The following is a 23,438-nucleotide window of genomic DNA, read 5'->3' as shown; positions in this document are numbered from 1 at the left end:
GGCCGTGCCGGAATGCTAGGATGCGGGCAGATTGCGGACGCGCGCCGCAGCCCGCTGCCCGGGTGGCGGCGCGCGTGCGCGGCCGCGCCCTGACGACGGAACGACATCGTGCCGCCCATTGACACCGATCATCTCGCCGCCCTCGACGCGATGCCCACGCTTTTCGATACCGGCGCGCAGCCGGATGCCGCGGAACTGGCCGCCGCGCTCGCGGCGCCGGCTGCCGCCGGCCGCTACGACGAACTGCGCGGCAGCGCGGCCGGCCTGAACGCGCCTGCGCTGGCGCCCGCGTGGCGCAGTTTCTTCACGTCGATCGGCAGCGACGGCGTGGCCGACCTCGATCGCCGCGCCGACGCGCTGCACCGCCGCATGCGCGAGAACGGCCTGTTCTATCAACTGCACGAGCAGCGCGCCGGCGACGGCGCGGCCGGCCCGTGGTCGCTCGACCTGCTGCCGATGATCGTCACGCCCGAGGACTGGGTCGCGATCGAGCGCGGCGTGCTGCAGCGCGTGCGGTTGCTCAACGCGACACTGGCCGACCTGTACGGGCCGCAGACGATCCTCGAGCGCGGGCTGCTGCCGCCCGCGCTCGTCACCGGGCATCCCGGCTACCTGCGCGCGATGCGCGGTGCGCGCGTGCCGGGCGATACCTGGCTGCACGTCGTCGCGTTCGACCTCGCGCGCGGCCCGGACGGGCAGTGGCGGATCGTCGCGCAGCACACGCAGGGCGCGGCCGGCCTCGGCTACCTCCTCGAAAACCGCCTGATCGTGTCGCGGCTCTTTCCGCGCGGGTTTCGCGGGCTGCGCGTGCAGCGGCTCGCGTCGGCATACCGCGCGCTGCTGCAGAGCATGCAGGCGCTCAGCCCGACCCGAAAGAATTCGCGGATCGTGCTGCTCACACCGGGCCCGCACAGCGCGACGTATTTCGAGCACGCGTATCTCGCGCGCTACCTCGGCCTCACGCTCGTCGAAGGCGGCGACCTGACCGCACGCGACAACCGCGTCTTCCTGAAGACGCTGGCCGGGCTCGAACCGGTGCACGGCATCCTGCGGCGCGTCGACGACGCGTGGCTCGATCCGCTCGAACTGCGGCCCGATTCGATGCTCGGTGTGCCGGGGCTGCTGCAGGCGGTGCGCGCGGGCAACGTGCTGCTCGCGAACGCGCCGGGCTCGGGCTTCCTCGAATCGCCGGCGATGCTCGGCTTCATGCCGCGTCTCGCGGAAGCGCTGCTCGGCGAAACGCTGACGCTGCCGGCCGTGCATTCGTGGTGGTGCGGCGAGGCGGCCGCGTGCGACGACGCGCTGCCGCAGCTCGCGCGCGGCATCGTCAAGGCCTCCTATCCACCGGACGTGCAGGCCGGCGGGCCGTTCGAGCCGGTGATCGGCGCGCGGCTCACGCAGGCGCAGCTGGCCGAGTGGCGCGCGCGGATTCTCGCGCGGCCCGAGCACTACACGGTGCAGGCCGACCTGCCGCTGTCGCAGGCGCCGACCTGGCCGGGCCACGACGCGCCCGACAGCAACGGCGGCGCGCGTATCGTGCCGAAGCCGATGCTGCTGCGCGTGTTCGCGCTCGCCGACGGCGCGCAGCGCTGGCGGCTCCTGCCCGGCGGGCTGTCGCGGGTCGGCACGCGCGACACGCTGTTCAACGCGCCGATGCCGCGCGGCGGCAGTACCGTCGATACGTGGGTGATGACCGAGGGCATCGTCGATTCGACGACGCTGCTCCAGACGCACCTCGGTCCCGACGATCTCGTCGAACGCCCGCGCGCGATCGCGAGCCGCGCGGCTGAAAACCTGTTCTGGCTCGGCCGCTATACCGAGCGCGCGACCAACCTGATGCGCCTCGCGCGCGCAGCGCTCGAACGGCTGCGCGGCGAGGACGACGTCGACAGCCCCGCGCACCTGGAACTGCTCGACACGCTGTGCCGTGAGACGGGCCTGATCGCGGCCGACGCGCCGAACGCCGTCGATGCGCCGCGTGCGTTCCAGCACACGCTCGCGACGTCGCTGACGCGCGGCGCGGATCGCACGTCGGGCATTGCATCCTGCCTGTTCGGCATGCGGGGCGCGGCCGCCGCGATCCGCGAGCGACTGTCGAGCGATCAGTGGCGGCTGATCGACGACGCGACCCAGCTGTTCGCCGACAGCGCGGGCCTGCCGGAAGCTGAGGAGCAGATCGGCAACGAGGCGCTGCAGTTGCTGGAGCGCCTCGGCCTGCTGCTCGGCGCGATCACCGGCGCGCAGACCGACAACATGACGCGCGACGACGGCTGGCGATTGCTGTCGATCGGCCGGCAGATCGACCGGTTGGACTTCCTGTGCAGCGTGCTGAAGGCGGCCTTCGACGAAGGCGCGGTGCACCGGCAGGACGGCTTCGAGCTCGTGCTGGAACTGTTCGACAGCACGATCACGTTCCGCTCGCGGTTCCAGCGCGGCTTCGACGTCGCGCCGCTGCTGTCGCTCGTCGTGCTCGATACCGACAATCCGCGCTCGCTCGGCTGGGTCGTGCAGGCGCTGCGCGGCCGGTTGACGAAGGTCGAGCGCAGCGAAGGTTATGCGCTGTCCGAGCTGGCCGAGACGATTCCCGACGTTCCCGCATGGTCGCTTCACGAGCTATGCGAGACCGCCGACGGCGGCCGGCACGACAAGCTGCTCGAAGCGCTCGACACGACGGTGAAGGCGGTATGGGAATTGTCGAACCGGATCGGCGAGCGCTATTTCAGCCACGTGCGCGAGGCGGGCAGGACGTTATGGTGACGACGAAAGGCGCGGCGAAAGCGCCGCACGGTTCGGGCACGGCGCGGAATACATCGGCACCGCCATCGGCGCCGGCCGCAAAGGCCGACGTTGCGCCCGGCAGGTTGCTGCGCGTCACGCACGACACCGAATACCGTTACGCGGCGCGCGTCGAATCGGCGCAGCACCAGGCACGCCTGCAGCCGCTCGTCACGCCGCGCCAGCAGGTGCTGTCGTTCGCGCTCGACATCGACCCCGCGCCGGAATCCGTCGGGACCGAAGTCGACGCATTCGGCAACGCGCGCGCGTCGTTTGCGTTGAACCAGCCGCACGATGCGCTGCTCGTGCGCAGCCGCAGCACGGTACGCGTGACGCCGCCGGTGTGGTCGCGCGGGGCGCGCGGCGAGCCGCCGCCCGCCATCGCGAAACCCGACCCAAAACAGGCGATGGCGTGGGAAGCGGTGCGCGACCGCTTGCGGTTCCGCGCGGGGCAGCCCTACGACGCGGCGAGCGAATTCGTGTTCACGTCGCCGCATGTCGCGTGCGATCCCGAACTCGCCGCGTATGCGGCGTCGAGCTTCACGCCGCAGCGGCCGCTCGTGCAGGCCGCGTGGGAACTGATGCGGCGGGTGCATGCCGATTTTGCGTACACGCCGAACAGCACGGACATCACGACGTCGGCGCTCGACGCGCTGCGCTTGCGCAAGGGCGTGTGCCAGGATTTCGCGCACGTGATGATCGGCGCGCTGCGCTCGCTCGGACTGGCCGCGCGTTACGTGAGCGGCTACCTGCTCACGCAGCCGCCGCCCGGGCAGCCGCGATTGATCGGCGCCGACGCGTCGCATGCATGGGTCGAGGTGTACGACCCGGCATGGCCCGAGGACAACGGCTGGCTGCAGCTCGACCCGACCAACGATCGCGCGCCGGGCGACGACTACGTGATGCTGTCGATCGGCCGCGACTATGCGGACGTGACGCCGCTGCGCGGCGTGATTCGCGGCGGCGGCGCGGATCAGGAGCTGAAGGTCGGTGTGACGGTGGAGCCGCTCGACGCGCCCTGACGTATGCGGCATGCCGCGCGCCCACGCGATTGCCGTTTAAGTCTTCGTTAATACTGCACGCCTAGCATGATCATGCCGGCGAACGGATCGGACTCGATCCGGGGCACCGGCGGCACGCGCGGGTGCGTCGACGTCACGGCGCCGCACCGTCGCGCATCGCCATTCCCTTGCAACGGCGGCGGATCATGATCAAGAACTTCGACTACACACTCGGCAGCGACACGATTGCACTCTGCGCGAGCTTCGGCGCGGGGCCGGCGTGGCGCCGCGTGCTCGTGAGCCGTGCGGATTCGATGGAGACGCTGGTGGTGCTCGACGCGCGCGGGCTGTCGGGCTTGCTGAAGGTGGCGACCGAGGCGCCGGAAGGATTGCTCGACGATGCGATCCGCAAGGTCGGCGACGAGCAACTCGTCGAGCGGGCGATCAGCGGCAAGGCGATCGTCGAAGCGTCGCTTTGACCGGGCGGTGCGTGAGCGTGCCGACAGGCACGGCCGCACGCACCGCGTTGCATTGCGTTGATGACGCTTACGCGGCGAACCGGTCTGTCGCCGCGACCAGTGCTTCCAGAATTCCCGGCTCGTTGTACGCATGCCCCGCACCGGGCACGATCTCGAACGTCGCATCGGGCCACGCCTTCGACAACTCCCATGCGGTGCGCGCGGGTGTCGCGACGTCATAGCGACCCTGCACGATCACGCCCGGGATGCCGGCGAGGCGATGCGCGTCACGCAGCAACTGGCCTTCCTCGACGAAGCCGCGGTTCACGAAGTAGTGGTTCTCGATCCGCGCGAACGCGAGCGCGTAGTGACCGTCCGCGAAGTGCGCGGCGAGTTTGGGGTCGGGCAGCAGCGTGATCGTGCGGCCTTCCCAGATACTCCACGCACGTGCGGCTTCGAGCTTCACGGCTTCGTCTTCGCCGGTCAGCCGGCGATGGTAGGCGGCCATCAGGTCGCCGCGCTCGGCTTCCGGGATCGGTGCAACGAAGTCTTCCCACAGGTCGGGGAACAGCCACGATGCGCCTTCCTGGTAGTACCACAGCAATTCCGCGCGACGCATCGTGAAGATGCCGCGCACGACCAGTGCGCTCACACGCTCCGGGTGCGTCTCTGCATAGGCGATCGACAACGCACTGCCCCACGAGCCGCCGAACACGAGCCACTTTTCCGCGCCGACCATCTCGCGCAGGCGTTCGATATCGGCGACCAGATGCCAGGTCGTGTTGTTCTCGAGGCTGGCGTGTGGAGTCGAGCGCCCGCAGCCGCGCTGGTCGAACAGCAGGATGTCGTAGCGCTCGGGATCGAACAGGCGGCGATGGTCGGGGCTGCAGCCGGCGCCGGGGCCGCCGTGCAGGAACACGGCGGGCTTGCCGGCCGGGTTGCCGCAGCGCTCCCAGTAGATGCGATGGCCGTCGCCGGTGTCGAGGTGGCCGTGGGCGTAGGGTTCGATCGGTGGGTACATGACGTTTCCTGATTGAAAGGTCGGTGGGGTGCAGGGCAGCCGGTGCCGAAAGCAGTACGCCATTATGCCCAACTCGTCGAAATGGCGCGTTCCGGTTCCCGCATGCGGGACGACTGCCGCGTGGTCGATCGGTAATGAAAAAATCCGTAAAAAAACGCATCGCATCGGTCACGCATTCCGATTCAATATGCCTGTGTATTTCATGTGCGTGCCACACGTGAAATGCACTCATGACGCTGGCCATGCGTCGCGGATCAATGAGAAATCAAAATAATTCCGGGGATTGTGAATGGATAGCGATTCTCTGACGAGGAAGGAGCGCGAGATCGTGTCGTTGATCGCACGGGGGATGCGCTGTACGGAGATTGCCGCGGCATTGGGAGCCGCGCCGATGACGGTGCGCAAGCATCGCGCGAACATCGTGCGCAAGCTCGGCCTGACCGGCACCGCGCAACTCGTGGCCTACGCGGTCGAACACGCGCCGCCGCTCGCGGACGACGTCTCTCCTTGCGAAGATCGCCGCGCTCGGGCCGCGTGAGCGGGATGTGCTGCGCCTGATCGGCGCGGGTCTCGCGAGCAAGGAAATCGCAAGATTGCTCGATGTCAGCCCGCGCACGATCAGCAAGCATCGTGAAAACATCATGCGCAAGCTGTCCATTCACGAACTTGCCCGTCTGGTGAAAATCGGTCGCGAATTGTGATTCCGGTGATCCGTATTTTCGCTACGCAATCGGAGGTATTGAGGGGTATTCGCATTCGGCGCAATTTGAATGCCGAGCGGATATTGCATTGCATTCGCTCGCGGACGGGAGAATGCGCGATATTCCGAGGGCGAATTCACCCGATTTTCATCATGAAAAGGAGTGAAAAATGGAAAGCGAAAAAGTGATTGTCTGGAAGGACGATCGGGCCACTCAGGTCGAGGTGGCGACATTCGTCAATCAATCCACTGCGGCATTCGTGGTCGATGTCACCGAACCGCAGCAAGTCAAGGAGTGGACGAAACTGCTCGAGTCGACGACCGCCGACGATCACGCGCAAGGCGATGCCGCGCTGCTTCCGTGGCCTCGTCGCGTGCCGAACGCCGCGATCTATGGCGGGGTGGTGGTCACGACGGTCAGCACGTTCGCGCTGCTGACCGGCTTTGCGATCTGGCGGCGCTACACGGTGGATGCGGAACTGAGCCAGAACCGCATGCGCTTCCGCCTGCGCCCGCCGCCGCAGCAAGCATAACCGCCGGCCCGGCCGTCGCCCGATCGGGCGCGGCGGCCGCGTGACGCACCGCACGCGCCGGCGGGACAGCACGGCGGCGCGTGCGGAACCGGAATCACAGGAGATCAATCATGCCAGTTGACAATTCGGCGGCCGAGTCCGCCCGGAGTCTGTTGAACGGTATCGACTACAGCGCCCTGATCGGCGGCCCGTTGCAGGCCGCGATCACCGCGCAGGCGATGGCCGCGAAATCCACCTATGAGTTCATCGACAAGGTCGGCCTCACGACCGACAAGGACGGCGTGAAGCAGGCCGTCAACGTCACCTTCCTGTACCAGAAGGACGGGCAGATGGTGAAGCTGATCGTGCCGCTGCTGACGATCGTGCCGGTGCCGCTGATCCTGGTCGACGAAGTGACGATCCAGTTCAAGGCGAACATCAACGCGGCGGCGTCGTCGACGTCGGAAGAGTCGAAGTCGGAGGCGATCGCGGGTGAACTGTCGGCGCAGGGCAAGATCGGCTGGGGGCCGTTCAGCTTGTCGGCGCAGATGAAGGCAAGTTACTCGAGCAAGAAGGATTCGAAGGCGACGCAGGATTCGCGCTATTCGGTCGAGTACACGCAGGACGTGTTCGTGCATGCGTCGCAGGCCGGCGTGCCGGCCGGGCTCGCGACCGTGCTCAACATCCTGTCGAGTGCCGCGACCGGTGCGAGCCGCAACGGGGACATGCAGGTCAGCCCGGCGTTGTCGACCGTGATGTCCGGCGATCCGTCGCAGCAGCAGATGCTGCAGGTGCGTCTGCAGAATTCGAGCGGGCTGTTCGCCGGCGATACGCAAGTCGTGTTCCAGATCGATCCTGCGCTCGCCGACAAGTTCCGCATGAGTCGGGCGCCGTTCGGTTCGACCATCCCGTTCGATCAAACCGGCAAGATCGCGTCGTTCAAGACCGACGGCGACGGTTCGTTGTCCGTCCTGTTCTGGGCCGAAGGCGAGGTCGCCGCGCAGGCGATCGACCTGACGGTGTCCGCGTCGATCCCCGCACCGGACGGTGGCAACGCCGACGCAAAGACAGTCGTCGTGCCGGTGCGCGTGCTGCACCGGTTGCCGCCGCCGGCGGCACCGTCGCTCAAGAGCGCGCAGGCGATGCTGTCGATCGCCAAGGGGGACACCGGCAAGGACGTCCTGACCGCGCTGAAGCCGGACGGCACACCGGCGGTGGACGTCGAGCTGAATTTCACGTTCGACACCGGCGGCGCGGCGTTCGAGGTCGAGGCGAACGGCAAGAGCGTGGAGGGCAATTCGCCGAAGACGGATGCCAACGGCCAGGTCGAGATCGTCTGCAAGGCGCTTGACGACAGCAGCAAGTCGGTCATGACCGTCAACGCGACGATCGACGGCGCCACGGCGTCCACGAGCATCACGCTGCAGGCCAAGCCCTGATCCGCCCGATGTGACAACCCGCCCGCGCCGGCCTGCCGGCGCGGGTTAGAGGAGAACACCGATGACCAATCTGCGGGATATCGCCGCCGCGTTCCTCGACAGTCTCGCGGGCGCGCAGCACGAAGCGAACCTGTATTCGAAGCGCCTTGCGGTGCAGTATCGCGAGGATCCGTTGCTCAAGTATTTCCCGGTGCCGAACGGCCTGCTCGACGAAGCGAACGTGACGCTGCGCTTCGCGGTGCCGCCGGGCGCCGACGGCGACGAACGGGCTTCGCGGCTCGACGCGGATACGCCGGCGGCCGATGCGTTGCCGTCGCAGGTCGCCGTTGCCGATCTGGCGACGGAGGCCGGCGCGCTGCTGCTGCGGGATCTCGCCGACGCGCTCGGCTCCGTGCGCGGTGTGAGCGGGGCGGCCGGTGAGAGCACCGACCCGATCCGCGACCGGATCGACGCATTGCGTTCGTCTCGCGTCGCGCGCGAGCTGGGCAGCAACCTGCATGCGCTGCTCGGCGACGTACTGACGCAGGCCATGCGCGGTACGGAGCCGTCGCTCGATGCGCTGCGTGCCCGACTGCTCGACGTGCTCCATGCGTCGCTGGACGGCAGCCTGGCGGACGTGTTCGACGCAGACGGTCGCACGGACGCGGGACGCGCGTCACTCGCTGCGGCGGTCGATGCGAGCTGGGAGGCGCTGCGCGGCCTGGTCGACGCGGCCGCCGAGCGGCAGCGCCGGATCCAGGCGGAGACCGCGCGCGTGCCGTCGCTCGCGGTGACTCTGGATCCGGCCGCGCTGCAGGGCATTCCGGCCGAATTCGTGCAGACCTTGACGCTGCGCGCGAAGCTGCGCAACTACAAGTGGGTGCTCGTCGGCGAAGGCGGCCGTGAGCGCGACGAACTGGTCGTCACGGAGTGATGCCATGACCGATTCCATCAGCCCCGTCGTCGATCTGCAGTACTTGTTTGCCGCGCCGATCGAGGCCGTGATCGAGGCCGACTTCATGGCGGCGCGTCAGTTCGTCCGGTACGTCCGCGAGTTTGGCTTCGTGCAGAACGCGTCCATTGTCTGCGAACCGGGCGACCCGAATGGCACCGACTTCGGCGAACTGAGGATGATCACGTTCTTCTACGAACAGGTGGTCGGCAAGGACAAGACCGAATGGCGCCGCGTGCAGGTTCCGGTGCTGTCGCTGATTCCGCTGCCGCTGCTCGAAGTGAAGACCGCGACGTTCGATTTCGGCGTGCGTCTGCTGCTCGCAGAGCGCGTGCAGGCGCCGTGCGCGATCCCGCTGCTGCCCGACGATGCGGACGACACTGCGCCGCGCCGGTATCGCTGGAGCGCAATGCTCGCGCGTGGCCGGCCCGAGGCCGGCAGCCACGCGCGCGAGGACGTGTCGCCGTTTCTCGAGGCGAACATCGGCGCCAAAGTCGAAGTCGGGCAGGCCGGCATTCCGGCCGGCATCGGCAACCTGCTGGCGCTGCTGGGCATGAATACCCAGGTAAGCGGCGTCGGCACCCAGGCCACCGGCGACGGTGGCGACCACTCCAGGAGGGAGTCATGAAGACGAGCGAGAAGATGCTGAACGACGCGCCGGGTTTTGCGTGCCCGGTTTGCGCACGCGGGCGGGTGAAATTGTCGCTGGCGGATTTTCTCGGCAGCAGCGAGGTCCGCTGCCCGATGTGCGGCACGTCGTTCCAGATGGACAAGACGGGCTGCGAGGAACTGGTGGATCGGCTGCAGGATCTCCAGGTCGCGCAGCAGAACGTCCGGCTGCTGGAGAAGAAAGCCGACCGGTGAAAACGGCACCGCGACTTTGCTGCGGCCCGCGGGTCGTTGCGCCGCAGCAGACGGTCAACCGATCGCCACCCGCCCCGGGCGTCCCGCCGGGGCGGCCTGCGTGCCGGAGTGGCATCGGGAATTTTGAAGCAATTTCATTCGGATATTTTTCATACAAAATCGCGGCGACGTGTCGACCGGCCAGTTGGGCGTCGACCGAATCCTCTTCCTTTACCGTGCCAACGGAAACCAGCCGATGAACCATCGCGTCACGCAGTTGACCGGGTTGCGCGCCGTCGCGGTCGCGATGGTGGTGGTCGGACACGCCGAGCACGTGCTGCCCGGCGGCTACACGGGCTGGTACGCGCCGTTGCGGCTGATCGCCGACGGCCGGCTCGGCGTGCTGATTTTCTTCGTCCTCAGCGGCTTCCTGATCACCAACGTGTTGCGCGCCGAGTTCGCGCGCACGGGCGGCATCGCGCTGACGTCGTTCTACGTGCGCCGCGCGCTGCGGATCTGGCCGGCCTGCTATGTCTATCTCGCGGCGGTGGCGATCGTGGCCTTCACCGGCTGGTTCGACGTCGATCGACGACAGTGGCTGTATGCGGCGCTGCACCTGTGGAATTACTCGGCGTGGTTCGGGCTGACCGGCGACAACGCGCTGCATCCGGACGGCGCGTGGTATCTCGGCCATTTCTGGTCGCTCGCGCTCGAGGAACAGTTCTACTGGTTCTGGCCGCTGCTGTTCGTGTATGGGATGCGACGCGGCGGCACGCGCTGGCTGGCCGCGTTGATCCTGGTCGTGCCGCTGGTGCGCGCCGTGACGTATTTCGTTGCGCCTGCGCTGCGCGGGCAGCTCGGGATGATGTTGCACACGGGCGTCGATCCGATCCTGATCGGCTGTTATGTGTCGCTCAATCGCGAGCGGCTCGAAGCCTGGATTCGTACGTGGCGTGGCGAGGCGCGGATCGTGACGGCGATCATCGTTGTCGTGCTGATCGGCATGCCGCTCGCTGAACATCGGCTCGGCGGGTTCTGGAATGCGACGTACGGCGTGACGGTCGAAGCCGCGTTGATCGCGATCGTGATCGTCGTGCTGAATTTCCGCAGCGAGTTCTGGTGTGCGCGGTGGTTGCGCGCGCAGCCGGTTGTGTTCGTCGGCACGATCTCGTTCAGTCTTTATCTGTGGCAGCAGCCGTTCGCGAATCCGGGGCTGCGGGTTCCGCATGCGTTTCCGCTTGGGATCGTGTGGGCGTTGATGGCGGCGACGGCCAGTTACTTCCTGGTCGAGAAACCGTTCCTGCGGCTGAAGGATCGTTATTCGGCACGCGAGGCGCGACGCGTTCGGGACGACGCGCTGCGGATGCCGGCGTCGGGCGAGGCGATCGGAGCGAAGGTGGCGGAGTAGATGGGTGGGGCGGAATCACCGCGTCTTCGCGTCCCCGTCATCTGAATCGCTTCTTCGAGGCGGGCGAATACCAGAAGTCCCGGTACATATCGCTCCCGTATGATTTGCCGTCGTATTTGACGATCGTGCGCACGGTGCGTTTTCCCGCGTCCGGTTGTTTGTCGTCGTTGCTTTCCGCGTTCATGACGTGTGCCGTAATCGACAGGTCCGCAAAGCCGTTGTGCGACGTCTTCTCGACCGCAATCGTCATGCGGGCGGACTCGCTGCGCAGGTCGCTGGTATCAGGGCCGCACGCGGTGCCTGTGGTGGCGACCCAGCCATTGAGATTGGTACCAAACACGGGGCGGATACGGGCGCCTTCGCGAATCCACAGTGTCAGTTCGTTCTCCATGTAGGCATCCGGGCAGCTTGGCCCGTGCGCGGTGCTGCTGAACACGACGCCGAATGCCCGTACATCGGGCGAGAGTCGGTACGGTGCAGTATCGATCCGATAGCTGTTCTCGCCGATCTGTATCGCCGCATCTTCCTGGATCACTGACTTTTCGGCCGCCACGACCTTGCCGCCTTCGACGAGCGCGATGACCTGCAGCTTGTTGTTCTCGTCCGGGTTCTTGCTCTTCGGGAGCGAATCGAACGCGACGGCCGCGATCGTCGTTTCCGGCGCGTTCGGCATGGCCTTGCATGCCGAGGCGACGACGAGCCGGTTCGCGTCGCGCGTGGCGATGCGGGCGCTCGCGATGCGGGCCCAGTGGGCGACCGAAACGACGGTCGCGTCATCGCATACCTGATTGTTGGCAGCCTGAACGGCGGGGGCTGCGACGAGCGCCATTAGCGGGATGAGGCGGAGGATGCTGATGTTCGCGATCGGTTTGTTCATGGGTGTCCGTAGATGTCCTTGCCGACCCAATGCGGCCAGATGGGATCAGGAATTCCGATGGCAGCTTCCGGAGTCAAGCGGTCCCTCAAAGCGAGGGGGCGGCGGCGCTGCGTCAGGCAAAGGCAACGTTGAACTGCCTTTCGGCGAACGACCGCTGCGCAGCGTACGGCGGTCTCTCGCTTGAGACGGTAGATGCGCGTCCATGCCGGCCGTCGCGCTCGCGATCAATCGCGTTTTAGCGTCGACTTCAGAAACTGTCCCGCCACGAAGATGTCGCGCTCCACAGCTCGCCGCGCCGCGGCGGCATCCCGCCTGTCCAGCGCATCCATCAGGTCTTCGTGGGCGTCGTTCAACACGGCGGACGCTTCCGACGTGTCGAAGAGGCGATTCGAGATTGGGCCGGCCTTCAGCCACAGCGTATCGATGAGTTCGAACAGCAAGGGCGAGCCGGCCGCCTTGTAGAGCAGGACATGGAAGTCTTCGTTGGCGGCCAGGTAATCGGTGGCTTGGTCGGCTCTCAAAGAAGCGGCAGGCTGCTTCAGCGTGTGTTTGCCTCCCTCGGGCGTGCTGCTGCGAGGCGGCTGATCCGTGAGGTTTTTCAACGCCTTCGCCATGCGCTGGCAAAGCTTGCGCAGTGTGGCGAGTTCGGCTGGCTCCAGCCTCAGGCAGCCACGCTCGGTGGCCTCGCCTTCGAGCAGCATGCGCATTTGCAGCAGATCGTCGAACTCGGGCAGCGTAAGCCTGGGGACGATCATCCCGGCGTTGGGCACGTTCACCAGCGCACCTTCGGCAGCCAGACGCTGCAGCGCGGCGCGCACCGGCATCTGACCCACCCCCATCTCGGCTGCCACGTTGCGGATCTTCAGGCGCTCGCCGGGAAGGAAGCGGCCTACAGTGACCCATTGCCGCAACGTGGCGTAGGTCGTGTCTTGCTGAGTGGTGGTGGGCTCGATGTCGTTACTCATGAATCGCTGGTGGCGGTGAGCGAAGTCAGCACGGCGTCGAATGCAGTGAGCAGGCGCTGCACGTGCGTCGGGGTCGTGTCAGGGCAAACGAGCATCATATTGTGAAAGGGCGTGATCAGCACGCCGCGGTTCAGCAAGGCCAGATGCAGGGCGTGCTCCAGTTCGGCATCCATGACCGCCTCGGCCTGGCTGCCGTTGCGCGGCGGCTGCGGGCAGAACTGGAACTCTACCCGGGCGCCGACCTGGGTGACGCACCAGGGCAGGCCGTGGCGGGCGAGGAGGGTGCTCAGCCCGGCTGCCAGTTGCTCGGCCAGGGCGTGCATGGGGGCGAAGACCTGGGGCGTCATCAAGTGGGTAAGGGTCGCGCGCATCGCCGCCATGGCCAGCAGGTTGGCGGTAAGCGTGGTACCAATGCCCGAGTGGCCCGACGGTGCCGTTCGCTTGGCGTTTTCGGCGCGCTCGGCCAGCGCGGCGCTGAAGCCATAGGCCGCGCACGGCATGCCGCCGCCCAGTGCCTTGCCCACGACCACGGCATCGGGCTGCAGGCCGTGAGCGCGCGCGTAGCCGCCGGGGCCGCTGCTGAGCGTGTGGGTCTCGTCCAGCACCAGCAGGCTGCCGTGGCGGCGGATGATCTCTTGCGCCTGCGCCCAGTAACCCGGTTCGGGCAGCACCATGCCGATGTTGGTCATCACCGGCTCGGCCAGAACGCAGGCCACGTCACCCGGTGCCAGCGCGGCTTCCAGCGCGGCCAGATCGTTGAATTCCACCACGCGTGTGGTGGTGGTGAGATCGTGCACCTGGCCCAGCAGGCTGGCGCGCTGCGCGGGTTGGCCGTCCACCAGGTCGACGAAGACGTCGTCGACCGTGCCGTGATAGCAGCCGTTGAACACCAGCAACGTACGTCGCCCGGTGGCGGCACGTACCCAGCGCAGCAGGAAACGGTTGGCGTCGCTGGCGGTCATGGCGAACTGCCATTTTGGCAGTCCGAAATGCTGAGCCAGCAATTCACCCACGGCGGCTGCGTCCTCGCTGGGCAGCATGGTGGTCAGGCCGTGCCGTGCCTGGGTCGCCAATGCCTCGGCAACGACGGCCGGCGAATGGCCGAACATGGCGCCCGTGTCACCCAGGCAGAAGTCGGCCAGCGTGTGGCCGTCCACGTCGGTGAGTTGTACCCCCCGGGCCTGGGCCACGTGCAACGCGAACGGCGTGGACCAGTCGTTCATCCAGTGCAGCGGCACGCCGAACATCAGTTGGGGCGCGGCGCGTGTGGACATCACTTGGGACTTCGGATTGCGTTGCGCGTATTCGGCGCGTTCGCGTGCGAGCAAGGCCTGTACACGTTCGCGCTCGATGCCGGTATGTCGAATGGTGTGGTTCATTGCGGGCTCCTCATACCAGCAGTAGCAGGTGCTCTCGTTCCCACGAACTGATTACCCGGTTGTAGGTGGAAAATTCCAGTTCCTTCACGGCGCAGAAGGCGTCGACGAACGTTTCGCCCAATACCTCCTTCATGGCATCGCAGGCGCGCATGGCCTTGATGGCGTCTTCCAGATGGCGCGGCAGTTCGTGGGCGACGTTCCAGGCGCTGCCGTCGGTGGGCTCGCTGGGCTGTAGCCGGTCGCGCATGCCGACGTAGCCGCAGGCCAGCGTGGCGGCCATGGCCAGATAGGGATTGGCGTCGACGCCGGGCACACGGTTTTCGACCCGGCGGGCGCTCGGGCCGGACTTGGGCACGCGGATACCGCAGGTGCGGTTGTCCTGGCCCCAGCGCACATTGATGGGGGCCGACATGTAGGGCGCCAGCCGCCGGTACGAATTGACGTAAGGTGCCAGCATGGGCATCACCTGCGGGATATAGGTTTGCAGCCCGCCGATGAAGTGGTGGAAGTGTTCGCTGGCTGTGCCGTCGAGGTTGCTGAAAATGTTGCGGCCTTCGCCGTCGTTGATGCTCTGATGGATGTGCATGGCGCTGCCGGGTTCGCCCTCCATGGGTTTGGCCATGAAAGTGGCAAATACGCCGTGGCGCAGCGCCGTCTCGCGCACCGTGCGCTTGAACAGGAAAACCCGGTCGGCCAGATCAAGCGGTTCGCCGTGGCTGAAATTGATCTCCATCTGCCCCGGGCCTGCCTCGTGGATCAGCGTTTCCACGCCTAGCTGGTGCTGATCGCAGAAGGCCGACAGTTCCATGAAGAAGGGATCGAAGTCGTTCACCGCGTCGATGGAGTAGCTCTGCCGCCCCACCTCAGGCTTTCCAGTGCGCCCAAGCGGCGGCTGCAGCGGCTCGTGCGGGTTCTGATTGCGCGCTACCAGATAGAACTCCATCTCGGGCGCCACGACGGGCTGCCAGCCGCGTGCTTCGTACAGCGCCAGCACGCGGCGTAGTACCGCGCGAGGCGAGAGTTGCACCGGCTGGCCGTCCCACTCCAGGCAGTCGTGGATGACCACGGCCACCGGCTCGGCTGCCCAGGGGACGATGCGCACGGTAGCGGCGTCGGGCTTGCAGACCATGTCGGGGTCGGTATCGCCCACGAAGGGGCCGTTGTCGGGCTGTTGCCCGTTCACGGTATTGAGCAGCACGCTTTTGGGGATGCGCATCTCGCCCGACGCCATGAACAGATCGCGCGGCAGGATCTTGCCGCGCGCGATGCCCGTCATGTCGGGGATGACACACTCCACCTCGCGGATGCGGTGCTGGGTCAGGAAGTTGCTCAAAGCATCAGTCATGGCGCGTGCCTTGTGATGTGATCACAAAAATAGATATTTGCGCATGGTATCGCAAAAATAATGAATTTTGTGATCACAAGAATGGCTCGAGCTGGGCGAATGCCGACACGATGCCCAGCGTTTCCGAAAAATCCGCGAAGAATAAAAAAGGCCCTTGCGGGCCTTTCATAGACACATGTCCGGGAGCAATTACCGCGTCAACGCGGTAAACCCCTCCAGCAACCGCTCGACGTCCGCCGCCTGAATCGCGCCCATCGTCGAAATGCGGAACAGTTCCTTCGACAAGCCGCCTTGCCCCGCATAGATCACGAATCCACGCGCCTTCAGCCCGTCATGCAGCGTTTCGTACGTCACACCTTGCGGCAACCGATACGCACGCAGCACAACCGACGATTCACCTTCCGGCAGCACCAGCGGCATCCCGCGCGCCGCGAGCCCGGCTTGCGCCTGATCGGCGAGCGCCTTGTAGTGCGCATGCCGCGCACGCCAGCCGCCAGCCTCGTCAAACTCGCGCAGCGCCTCGACGAGCGCGTAATACGCATGCACGGAAGGCGTGAACGGCGTATTGCGCTGATCCTGCAGCTTCGCGAGACGACCGAGATCGAGGTAATAAGTGCGGCTTGCGGCCTTCGCGAGCGCACTACGACGCACGATCACGAACGCTGCGCCCGGCACACCATGCAGGCACTTGTTCGCGGTCGCAGCCACAGCATCGATATCGCCACCGGCAAAATCGATCGCTTCCGCGCCAAAGCTGCTGACGCCGTCGACGAGCATCTTCACGCCACGCGAACGGCAGACTTCCGCGATCGCGCCGAGATCGTTCAGGCGACCCGTCGTCGTTTCGTGATGGATCACAGCGACGTGCGAATACCCACCCGCGTCGAGCTTCGCACCAATCTGCGCAAGATCAGGCGCCTGCATCCACTCATGCTTGAGCACATCATGCGCGATCCCATACTGCGTCGCGATCTGCGTGATCCGCTCGCCATAAACACCGTTCTCGATCACGAGCAGTTTGCCGTCTTTCGGCACGAGCGCCGCGATCATGCTTTCAACGGCAGCCGTGCCCGACCCAGTCATCAGCACAGCCGTCCACTCAGCCGGATCAAGCTCATACGCAGCAACGAGCCGCACGCGCGCCTCATCCTGCAGATCGAAGAATTCGCTTTCGCGATGGCACAGGTCGGGTTGCAGCAGGCTGCGGCGCACGCGTTCGGTGAGCGTGACCGGGCCGGGGTTCAGCAGCAGCATCAATGGGCTCCTTCAACGTGGGCTTCGGTCTGCGCGGCGCCGATGTGCCGCATCAGACGGGTCTTGACCTCGACCGGCGTGACGGTCGGGCGGGGCAGGCCGTCGGGCACGCCGGTGCGGATCGCAACACGCACGAACTGCGCGCCATCGGCCGACGAAGCAAGTGCCGTATCGAGCACGTCGAGCGTATCGCCTTCGACCGCCGACGCATACCCGCACGCGGCAGCCACACCCGCGAACGAAACATGTTGCGACACCGTCGCCTGGCCGCCCGTCGATTCATGCGCGCCGTTGTCGAGCAGCACGTGCGTGAGGTTGGCCGGGCCGTAGGTGCCGAGCGTCGCGAACACGCCCATGCGCATCAGCGCGGCGCCGTCGCCGTCGACCGCAACCACGCGCAGGTCGGGGCGCGCAAGCGCGAGACCGAGCGCCATCGGCGTCACGCAACCCATCGAGCCGACCATGTACAGCTGGTTCGGGCGATCGTCGATCGCGTAAAGCTCGCGGCCGCAGAAGCCGGTCGACGCGAGTACGACGGTCGAATCGACCGGCGTGTGCGCGATCACGCGCTGCAGCGCGTCCTGGCGGGTCGGCCAGGCTTCGGCCGACGCGGCGTGCGACGACGCTTGCGCGGCGACATGCGCACGCGGCTTCACGGCCGGGTTCGATTTCAGTTCATACGGCGCGACGCTGCCTTTCTGCATCACGAGCGCGTACGGGCGGCCCGTCGCGTCCATGTGCGCAATCGCGCGGTCGAGTGCCGGGCCGACCTGTTCGGGGTCGGTCGGGAACGTCTCCCACGGGATCTCCATCGTGTCGAGCATCGCGGGCGTGATCGGGCCCATCAGCGCGTGCTGCGGCTCGTCGGCCACGCCCGGCTGGCCGCGCCACGTGACGATCAGCAGCTGCGGCAGCCGGAACGTCCACGTGAGCGACGTGAGCGGGCTCACCGCGTTGCCGAGCCCCGAGTTCTGCATCATCGCGATGCCGCGCTTGCCGCCGAGCGTCGCGCCCGCGATCAGCGCGACCGCGTCGCCTTCGTTCGCGGCCGACACGTAATTCAGCGTCGGGTCCTGCAGCACGTAATTGATGAACGGCGTCAGGTACGAGCAGGGCACGCCCGCGTACCAGTCGAAACCGCGCTCGCGCGCGGCCTCGACGAACTGGGCCGCTTCGATCATTGCGCGCCCCCGTTGCCGGCACCCGGTTCGGACAGCGGCGTCTGGCCGTGCGCGAAGTCGCCCGCGCGGCGGAAGTCTTCGAGATCGTTGACGCCGCGCCAGTGGCCGTGCACGTACTGCACCTCGATCTTCTCGCCGGCGGCGATCAGTTCGTTGAGCAGCGACGGGATGTCGAGCGTGTCGAAATCAGGGCGCGCCTGCAGCGTCGCGAGCATCGCCTTCAGGCGATCGACACCGGCGCCGCGCACGTTCAGCAGGCCGATCCAGCGGCCGTGCGGCGTGCCTGCGGCGACGTCGCTCGATACGCGTTGCAGGTAGGTCTTCTGGCCGAACAGGCCGCGATCGTCTGCGGCGGAGCAGAGTGCGAAATCGCGCACGCTCTGGTTGGTCTCGGTGAGCGACGAATCGACCACCACGCTGAACTCGGCCTCGCTCTCCGCGAGGTCGCGCACGATGTAGCTGCGGAACAGCAGGTCGCCGTACGAGATCACGGTGTCGCCGGTCAGGCGGTCGGCCGCGCAGGCGAGCGATGCGAGTTCGCCCGTCTGTGCATGGCGTTCGTTGACGACGAGCTTGATGCCCGACGTGTCGATCGCGTCGGCGCGATAGCCGCCGACCACGGTGATGTCGTTCACGCCGTGCGTCTTGAAGCCGTCGACGAGCCAGCGCAGCAGCGGCTTGCCGGCGACCGGCAGCATGACCTTCGGCTTGTCTTCGGTCACGGCTTCGAGGCCCTTGCCGCGGCTCGCGGCGAGCACGATCGCCGCGTTCGACGCGCGCGACGACGACGACAGGTAGATACGCTCGGCCGCCGAGTATTCGTCGGCGTCCTGCAGGCGGAAGATCTCGTTGACCGAGGCAACGCGGTCTTCGACGTTGATCAGCGTTTCGCTCTCGTGGATCTCGCGTGCGGTCGCCTGCATCGCGGAGGCCGACGCGCGGATCAGGTGGTTCGCCCAGATCACGGTGCTGATGCCGGCCTGGCGGAACACGTCGGTCGGCGTGCTGTAGTACTTGGTCGGCACGATCACGAGCGGCGCCTTGCCGCTCCATTCGCGCGCGAACTGCAGGATCTCGTCCGGGCGGGACAGTTTGCTGTGGATCAGGATCGCGTCGGCGCCGGCTTCCGCGTACGCATTCGCGCGGCGCAGCGCCTCGTCCATCCCCCAGCCGGCGATCAGCGCTTCGACACGCGCGACGATCGAGAAGTCGGGATCGGTCTGCGAATCCTTGCCGGCCTTGATCTTGCCGCAGAATTCGTCGATTTCCGCGAGCGGCTGACGCTCGCCGCCGATGAAGCTGTTGGTCTTCGGGAACTGCTTGTCCTCGATACACACGCCCGCGATGCCGCGCTGCTCGAGCTTCTTGACGAGGCGGCGCACGTTGTTGAAGTTGCCGTAGCCGGTGTCGCCGTCGAGCAGGATCGGCAGGTCGCTCGCGTCGGCCATGAATTCGAGCACGTCGACGACCTGGGTCCAGCTCGCCTCGTTGTTGTCACGCACGCCGAACTGCGCGGAGATCGCGAGGCCCGATGCCCAGATGCCCTTGAAGCCGGCTTCGCGGACGATCCGCGCGGACAGGCCGTTGTGCGCTTCCATCAGGAATTCGAGGTCGCTGCTGACGAGCATGCGGCGCAGGCGTGCGCTGCGCGATTCGGTGAAATTGGGTTCGCGTGCGTTCATCGTGCGACTCCTGCGGTAGTGCGTTGAATCAGGGGGAGGATTTCCTGCGTGGCGCGAGCGACGTCGTTCGGGAAGTCGATCTCGATCCACGGCGAGCCGGTGACGTCGGCGACGTCGAACGAGTGACCGCCTTCGAGCAGCAGGTCGCGCACGGCTTCTTCGTGCGGCATGTTCGCGCGGCCGCTGTCGACGTAGCCCGCGACGATCATCGCGAGGCGGCGCGCGGTGCCTTCGGTGAAGCGGAAGAAGCCGACCGATTCGCCGATCGTGTCGTAGTCGAGATCGACTGCAAGCTGCTTGCGCAGCTCGACCGGCACGCCGTTCTTCAGGCACAGCTTGACGGGCTCGTCGCCGGCCTCGAAGTCGCGATCGATCAGCAGGCGGTCGACCGCCTTGTCGGAATCGGCCACCAGCGCGTGCAGGATGTTCTCGTCATACAGCACGTCGGCGTCCATCAGCAGCACGTCGCCGCCGCGCGTCATCGCATCGGCGACGGTATGCACGGTCAGCACGCTGCCGAGGTCGTAGCGGTCGTTGATCACGATCTCGGCCTGGCGGCCGAGACGCTTCAATTCCTGCTCGACCTTCTCGTGCTGGAAGCCCAGCCCAAGCACGATCTCGTCGACGCCCGCGGCGTCGAGTACGCGCAGATGGCGCTCGAGCAGCGACACGTCGTCGAAGCGCAGCAGGCACTTCGGGAACTGCGCCTCGGGCGGTTGTTGCAGGCGCAAGCCGAGGCCTGCCGCAAGAATGATGGCTCGCATGGGTTCTCCAACCAAAAAGCCGGCGGATCTGAACGATCAGTCGGCGAGCGGCTGCGGCGCACGGCGCCGCTGCCAGTTTCTTTCACTGAAATGCAGATAGAGCAGGCCGGGCAGGCCGAGCGCGAGTTCGCGCGCGCGTTTCGCAAGCGACAGCGCGAGCGCCGCGTCGGGCGGCAGTCCGACCAGCGGCGCGAGCAGCAGGTAACCGCCTTCCTGCGCGCCGAGCGAGCCCGGGATCGCGAAGGCCGCGCCACGAATGGCCTGGCCGACACTCTCGAGCAGCAGCGCGTCGAGCCAGCTCACCGGATGCCCGAGGAAGTGCAGCGCGAGCCACACTTCCGCGGTGCCGACGATCCAGCCGACGAGACTCAATGCGAAGGTCTTCGCGACCTTCGCACGATCGCGGTACAGCGCGCCGACCGCATCGTCGATCGCGTCGGCGCGGGTGGCCAGCGACGACCAGTCGCGCGGGCCGAGCAGCTTCGACGCGAGGCGCAGCCCGCGGCCGAACAGCCCGCGCCGCTGTGCCGCATAGAACGCGACGGCGAGGGCGCCGAGCACGCCGGTGGCGATCAGCGCGGGCGTGCGCAGGTGCGCGACCGATTCGTGCGTCGCATACAGGCTGAACGCGGCGATGCCGATCAGCGCGAACGCCATCTGCGAGAGCGCCTGCATCGTCGTGCTGACCGTGACGGCTGCCGCGGCGTCGGCCATTCGCGTGCCGCGCTGCGCGAGGTGGCGCACCATCAGCACCGGGCCGCCGATCTGCCCGGCGGGCAGCAGGCTGTTCACCGATTCGCCGACCCAGCGTGCGCGCAGCGCGTTGCCGAGCTCGGCGCCCGGCTGGCCGGGGCGGAACATCACGGAGATCGCGATCGCGTCGATCACGAGCGGCACGACGTGGAACGCCGCGACGAGCGCGAGCCCCCAGCCGGCCGCGAGGAACGTGGACGCGACCGCGCCGACGCCTTGCCAGGCAAGGAGTGCAACGAAGAGTGCGGTCCCGAGGGACAGCAGGATCAGGCCGGCGCGTGTCATGACCCGGTCGTGCGTCGCGTCGCCAGTTGCTTGAACACCTGGCGGAAACCGAAATACGCGATCGCGTCCTTCATGTTCGAGATGAAGCGCTTCCACGGCCGCATGCCGGGGTTCGTCACGTATTCGAAGGTGAGCGACACGCGCATCTCGTTCTGGCCGAGCGGCGTGATGCGGTGGCGCAGCTTGTCGCCGTCGAACAGCACGATGCCGCCATCGGCGATCTGCACGGAGCCCGGTTCGTCGGCGACGTCCGGATTGCGCGTGTGCAGCTCGTAGTCGAGCCGGCACGACGATTCGTCGATCACGCCGATCAGCAGCGTGTAGCGGCGGCCGTCGTAGTACGACGTGTCGTAGTGCCAGCCGATGTGGTCGCCGGGCTTCGTGTAGTAATACAGCGCGTACGCGTGCGGATCGTCGTCCGGCGACAGCATCAGCTTGTCGCCCGTGACTTTCTCGAGGAACGAGATCAGCGCCTTCGAGCGATACAGTTCGGCGATGTACGGCGCCTGCTCGTCGATCGTATGACGGCTGACGCTGCCGCCCTGCTTGTGGCCGGGCAGGTAATTGCGGTTCAGGCCGGCCTGCATCGCGCGGGCGGCGTCGGCCAGCTTCGCGTGCGCGTCGGCCGGCAGGAAGGTGTCGAGATAAAGGAACGAGCCCTGGCGCGTGTAGTCGCCGCGCAGGCGGTCGAGGTCGAGCTGGCCGACGCGGTCGGCCACGGTGCGATCGGGGTCGGCTGCGGCCGCGCGCACGGGCGCGGGGCGTGCCGGGCTCAGCACGGAGTCGTCGCGCGTGCTAGGAGTCATTTGGAAGCCTGGATTTCGGTTGGGTTCTGCGTGGCGGCCGGGTTCTGCGGGAGGTTGCCGCGCCGCACGATGCGCCACCAGTCGAACACGACCCACGCGGCGAACAGCGGGGCGCCGATCGACGCCGCGAGCAGGAACGGCTCGACGCCGTCGAACAGCGTCACGAGCGGCAGCAGGTACAGCACGTCTTCGGTCTCGAAGCCGCCGGCGAATGCCTGCTTGGTGCCGGCCTTGCCGGCGAACGATTCGATCCGCATGCGCAGGAAGAAGATCAGCGCGACGGCGGCGCCGGCCACCGCGCCGAGCAGCACCGGCGACGCGGCCATCTGGCCGCCCTGGGCGACGATGCCGACGCCCATGCTGACGAACAGCGCGACCGTGACGAGCGCGTCTGCCGCGAGGTCGTAAAAATGACCGATTTTGCTGGATTTCCCGCTGATGCGCGCGAGCTCGCCATCGGTGTGGTCGACGAAGTTCGACAGCACGATCAGGAACGCGCCTGCATTGCTCCAGCCGAAGCCGCCGTGCGCGAGGCACCAGGCGCCGGCGAGGCCGATCAGCAGGCGAACGGTAGTGAGGTGATTCGGGGTGACGGGCGTGTCGACGAGCGGTCGGACAAGCGAGCGCGCCAGCCGCGCATCCCAGGTGCGCGGCAGGGGCGGTTCGGAGCGTGTGGCGGTTTTTCTTTGGTCCATCGGCGAAATATATACGGAATTGTAATTTGGTGCTTTTTATTCGATCAATGTCCTGACATGAAGGAGTGTTACCGCGTCTTGTCGCGATCGGCCGGCCGAAAAACGCGTGCGCGAAAGGGTGGCCAAACGGGGCGGCGGCATCCGTATTCCAGTGTGGTTCGCGTCGCGCGACTGTCAAGGACGGACGGGCCTCACAGGCCGGTGCGGCGGCGCGTTTCGCGCTTCCTGATGCGCATCGCGCGGCGCGTGCGCGCTTGACGTGCGTCAGGTCGGGACAAGCCGCATCGGGTGACAATTGGCCGCGCCGGACGAGCGTCGGTCATTGCCGATCCGCAGGCGATAAAGCGCGGTGGAAATTCATCGA

The 23,438-nt window shown here is 66.8% G+C and carries 23 protein-coding genes; 11 read left to right on the top strand and 12 right to left on the bottom strand.

The window, feature by feature from the left end:
- Positions 1–150: 150 nt before the first annotated feature.
- The 3 genes from CFB47_RS26625 (at position 151) to CFB47_RS26615 (ending at position 4,255) form a co-directional block, all read left to right on the top strand.
- Positions 151–2,757, top strand: coding sequence for a circularly permuted type 2 ATP-grasp protein (locus CFB47_RS26625; RefSeq protein ID WP_242808639.1), 2,607 nt, complete (start codon positions 151–153; stop codon positions 2,755–2,757).
- A complete protein-coding gene (locus CFB47_RS26620; RefSeq protein WP_089462809.1) occupies positions 2,751–3,797 on the top strand; it encodes a transglutaminase family protein in 1,047 nt (348 codons plus the stop codon). The genes CFB47_RS26625 and CFB47_RS26620 overlap by 7 nt, the downstream gene beginning before the upstream one ends.
- A gap of 185 nt (positions 3,798–3,982) precedes the next feature.
- Positions 3,983–4,255 (top strand): hypothetical protein, encoded by a 273-nt coding sequence (locus CFB47_RS26615; protein ID WP_089442789.1) that lies wholly within the window; start codon positions 3,983–3,985, stop codon positions 4,253–4,255.
- Between the two features lie 67 nt (positions 4,256–4,322).
- Here the strand turns inward: CFB47_RS26615 and pip are convergent, their stop codons facing one another.
- Positions 4,323–5,255 carry a prolyl aminopeptidase gene (gene pip / locus CFB47_RS26610; protein WP_089462808.1) on the bottom strand — a complete coding sequence of 311 codons (933 nt, stop codon included), beginning with the start codon at positions 5,253–5,255 and terminating at the stop codon, positions 4,323–4,325.
- A 289-nt stretch (positions 5,256–5,544) separates the two neighbouring features.
- Between pip and CFB47_RS26605 the strand changes: the two genes are divergently transcribed.
- From CFB47_RS26605 to CFB47_RS26570, 8 genes are all read left to right on the top strand, one after another.
- Positions 5,545–5,793: a helix-turn-helix transcriptional regulator gene (locus tag CFB47_RS26605; RefSeq protein ID WP_089442787.1), complete on the top strand. Its 249-nt coding sequence runs from the start codon at positions 5,545–5,547 to the stop codon at positions 5,791–5,793.
- A 7-nt stretch (positions 5,794–5,800) separates the two neighbouring features.
- Positions 5,801–5,956: a LuxR C-terminal-related transcriptional regulator gene (locus CFB47_RS26600; RefSeq protein ID WP_236862379.1), complete on the top strand. Its 156-nt coding sequence runs from the start codon at positions 5,801–5,803 to the stop codon at positions 5,954–5,956.
- Between the two features lie 169 nt (positions 5,957–6,125).
- Positions 6,126–6,488, top strand: coding sequence for a hypothetical protein (locus CFB47_RS26595; RefSeq protein WP_089462807.1), 363 nt, complete (start codon positions 6,126–6,128; stop codon positions 6,486–6,488).
- Between the two features lie 110 nt (positions 6,489–6,598).
- A complete protein-coding gene (locus CFB47_RS26590) occupies positions 6,599–7,906 on the top strand; it encodes a DUF2589 domain-containing protein (protein ID WP_089462806.1) in 1,308 nt (435 codons plus the stop codon).
- Positions 7,907–7,967: 61 nt separating this feature from the next.
- Positions 7,968–8,819 carry a hypothetical protein gene (locus tag CFB47_RS26585; RefSeq protein ID WP_089462805.1) on the top strand — a complete coding sequence of 284 codons (852 nt, stop codon included), beginning with the start codon at positions 7,968–7,970 and terminating at the stop codon, positions 8,817–8,819.
- Entirely contained in the window at positions 8,788–9,465 is a 678-nt protein-coding gene (locus CFB47_RS26580) for a DUF2589 domain-containing protein (protein WP_143330869.1), read from the top strand. The genes CFB47_RS26585 and CFB47_RS26580 overlap by 32 nt, the downstream gene beginning before the upstream one ends.
- Positions 9,462–9,701, top strand: a complete 240-nt coding sequence (locus CFB47_RS26575; RefSeq protein ID WP_089442781.1) for a hypothetical protein — start codon at positions 9,462–9,464, stop codon at positions 9,699–9,701. The genes CFB47_RS26580 and CFB47_RS26575 overlap by 4 nt, the downstream gene beginning before the upstream one ends.
- Positions 9,702–9,936: 235 nt before the next feature.
- Positions 9,937–11,088: an acyltransferase gene (locus CFB47_RS26570; RefSeq protein ID WP_089463561.1), complete on the top strand. Its 1,152-nt coding sequence runs from the start codon at positions 9,937–9,939 to the stop codon at positions 11,086–11,088.
- 37 nt (positions 11,089–11,125) lie between these two features.
- Here CFB47_RS26570 and CFB47_RS26565 read toward each other — a convergent pair whose 3' ends face one another.
- The 11 genes from CFB47_RS26565 to CFB47_RS26515 all read right to left on the bottom strand — a co-directional run bounded on the left by CFB47_RS26565 (position 11,126) and on the right by CFB47_RS26515 (position 23,074).
- Positions 11,126–11,965, bottom strand: coding sequence for a multidrug ABC transporter ATPase (locus tag CFB47_RS26565; RefSeq protein WP_179258985.1), 840 nt, complete (start codon positions 11,963–11,965; stop codon positions 11,126–11,128).
- Between the two features lie 224 nt (positions 11,966–12,189).
- Positions 12,190–12,930, bottom strand: a complete 741-nt coding sequence (locus tag CFB47_RS26560; protein WP_089462804.1) for a GntR family transcriptional regulator — start codon at positions 12,928–12,930, stop codon at positions 12,190–12,192.
- Positions 12,927–14,309 (bottom strand): aspartate aminotransferase family protein, encoded by a 1,383-nt coding sequence (locus tag CFB47_RS26555; RefSeq protein WP_089462803.1) that lies wholly within the window; start codon positions 14,307–14,309, stop codon positions 12,927–12,929. Before CFB47_RS26555 ends, CFB47_RS26560 begins: the two co-directional genes overlap by 4 nt.
- 10 nt (positions 14,310–14,319) lie before the next feature.
- Complete coding sequence (locus CFB47_RS26550; protein ID WP_089462802.1) at positions 14,320–15,654, bottom strand: glutamine synthetase family protein; 1,335 nt, start codon at positions 15,652–15,654, stop codon at positions 14,320–14,322.
- A gap of 189 nt (positions 15,655–15,843) precedes the next feature.
- On the bottom strand, positions 15,844–16,908 hold the full coding sequence (locus CFB47_RS26545) for a 2-aminoethylphosphonate aminotransferase (protein ID WP_089462801.1): 1,065 nt from the start codon (positions 16,906–16,908) through the stop codon (positions 15,844–15,846).
- Complete coding sequence (gene aepY / locus CFB47_RS26540; RefSeq protein WP_089462800.1) at positions 16,908–18,089, bottom strand: phosphonopyruvate decarboxylase; 1,182 nt, start codon at positions 18,087–18,089, stop codon at positions 16,908–16,910. Before aepY ends, CFB47_RS26545 begins: the two co-directional genes overlap by 1 nt.
- Positions 18,086–19,771, bottom strand: coding sequence for a phosphoenolpyruvate mutase (aepX, locus tag CFB47_RS26535; RefSeq protein WP_039357130.1), 1,686 nt, complete (start codon positions 19,769–19,771; stop codon positions 18,086–18,088). The genes aepY and aepX overlap by 4 nt, the downstream gene beginning before the upstream one ends.
- Complete coding sequence (locus tag CFB47_RS26530; protein WP_089462799.1) at positions 19,768–20,535, bottom strand: NTP transferase domain-containing protein; 768 nt, start codon at positions 20,533–20,535, stop codon at positions 19,768–19,770. Before CFB47_RS26530 ends, aepX begins: the two co-directional genes overlap by 4 nt.
- Before the next feature lie 36 nt (positions 20,536–20,571).
- Positions 20,572–21,573, bottom strand: coding sequence for an HpnL family protein (locus tag CFB47_RS26525; protein WP_089458001.1), 1,002 nt, complete (start codon positions 21,571–21,573; stop codon positions 20,572–20,574).
- Positions 21,570–22,379 carry a 2OG-Fe(II) oxygenase gene (locus CFB47_RS26520; RefSeq protein WP_089442773.1) on the bottom strand — a complete coding sequence of 270 codons (810 nt, stop codon included), beginning with the start codon at positions 22,377–22,379 and terminating at the stop codon, positions 21,570–21,572. Before CFB47_RS26520 ends, CFB47_RS26525 begins: the two co-directional genes overlap by 4 nt.
- Positions 22,376–23,074 (bottom strand): CDP-alcohol phosphatidyltransferase family protein, encoded by a 699-nt coding sequence (locus CFB47_RS26515; protein ID WP_089458003.1) that lies wholly within the window; start codon positions 23,072–23,074, stop codon positions 22,376–22,378. Before CFB47_RS26515 ends, CFB47_RS26520 begins: the two co-directional genes overlap by 4 nt.
- Positions 23,075–23,438: the final 364 nt, after the last annotated feature.

It is taken from the genome of Burkholderia sp. AU27893 (assembly GCF_002223205.1).
Classification (GTDB): Bacteria; Pseudomonadota; Gammaproteobacteria; order Burkholderiales; family Burkholderiaceae; genus Burkholderia.
The sequence above is the reverse complement of the archived record's forward strand: the minus strand, read 5'-3'. Positions and strand labels throughout refer to the sequence as shown.

Excerpts from the sequence above, each read along its gene's own strand:
- CFB47_RS26530 (WP_089462799.1), bottom strand. The coding sequence starts at position 20,535 with ATGCGAGCCATCATTCTTGCGGCAGGCCTCGGCTTGCGCCTGCAACAA.
- CFB47_RS26565 (WP_179258985.1), bottom strand. The coding sequence starts at position 11,965 with ATGAACAAACCGATCGCGAACATCAGCATCCTCCGCCTCATCCCGCTA.
- CFB47_RS26560 (WP_089462804.1), bottom strand. The coding sequence starts at position 12,930 with ATGAGTAACGACATCGAGCCCACCACCACTCAGCAAGACACGACCTAC.
- aepX (WP_039357130.1), bottom strand. The coding sequence starts at position 19,771 with ATGAACGCACGCGAACCCAATTTCACCGAATCGCGCAGCGCACGCCTG.
- CFB47_RS26625 (WP_242808639.1), top strand. The coding sequence starts at position 151 with ATGCCCACGCTTTTCGATACCGGCGCGCAGCCGGATGCCGCGGAACTG.
- CFB47_RS26590 (WP_089462806.1), top strand. The coding sequence starts at position 6,599 with ATGCCAGTTGACAATTCGGCGGCCGAGTCCGCCCGGAGTCTGTTGAAC.
- CFB47_RS26545 (WP_089462801.1), bottom strand. The coding sequence starts at position 16,908 with ATGCTGCTGCTGAACCCCGGCCCGGTCACGCTCACCGAACGCGTGCGC.
- CFB47_RS26525 (WP_089458001.1), bottom strand. The coding sequence starts at position 21,573 with ATGACACGCGCCGGCCTGATCCTGCTGTCCCTCGGGACCGCACTCTTC.
- CFB47_RS26595 (WP_089462807.1), top strand. The coding sequence starts at position 6,126 with ATGGAAAGCGAAAAAGTGATTGTCTGGAAGGACGATCGGGCCACTCAG.
- CFB47_RS26615 (WP_089442789.1), top strand. The coding sequence starts at position 3,983 with ATGATCAAGAACTTCGACTACACACTCGGCAGCGACACGATTGCACTC.
- CFB47_RS26550 (WP_089462802.1), bottom strand. The coding sequence starts at position 15,654 with ATGACTGATGCTTTGAGCAACTTCCTGACCCAGCACCGCATCCGCGAG.
- aepY (WP_089462800.1), bottom strand. The coding sequence starts at position 18,089 with ATGATCGAAGCGGCCCAGTTCGTCGAGGCCGCGCGCGAGCGCGGTTTC.
- pip (WP_089462808.1), bottom strand. The coding sequence starts at position 5,255 with ATGTACCCACCGATCGAACCCTACGCCCACGGCCACCTCGACACCGGC.
- CFB47_RS26620 (WP_089462809.1), top strand. The coding sequence starts at position 2,751 with ATGGTGACGACGAAAGGCGCGGCGAAAGCGCCGCACGGTTCGGGCACG.
- CFB47_RS26520 (WP_089442773.1), bottom strand. The coding sequence starts at position 22,379 with ATGACTCCTAGCACGCGCGACGACTCCGTGCTGAGCCCGGCACGCCCC.
- CFB47_RS26555 (WP_089462803.1), bottom strand. The coding sequence starts at position 14,309 with ATGAACCACACCATTCGACATACCGGCATCGAGCGCGAACGTGTACAG.
- CFB47_RS26515 (WP_089458003.1), bottom strand. The coding sequence starts at position 23,074 with ATGGACCAAAGAAAAACCGCCACACGCTCCGAACCGCCCCTGCCGCGC.
- CFB47_RS26570 (WP_089463561.1), top strand. The coding sequence starts at position 9,937 with ATGAACCATCGCGTCACGCAGTTGACCGGGTTGCGCGCCGTCGCGGTC.
- CFB47_RS26585 (WP_089462805.1), top strand. The coding sequence starts at position 7,968 with ATGACCAATCTGCGGGATATCGCCGCCGCGTTCCTCGACAGTCTCGCG.
- CFB47_RS26575 (WP_089442781.1), top strand. The coding sequence starts at position 9,462 with ATGAAGACGAGCGAGAAGATGCTGAACGACGCGCCGGGTTTTGCGTGC.
- CFB47_RS26605 (WP_089442787.1), top strand. The coding sequence starts at position 5,545 with ATGGATAGCGATTCTCTGACGAGGAAGGAGCGCGAGATCGTGTCGTTG.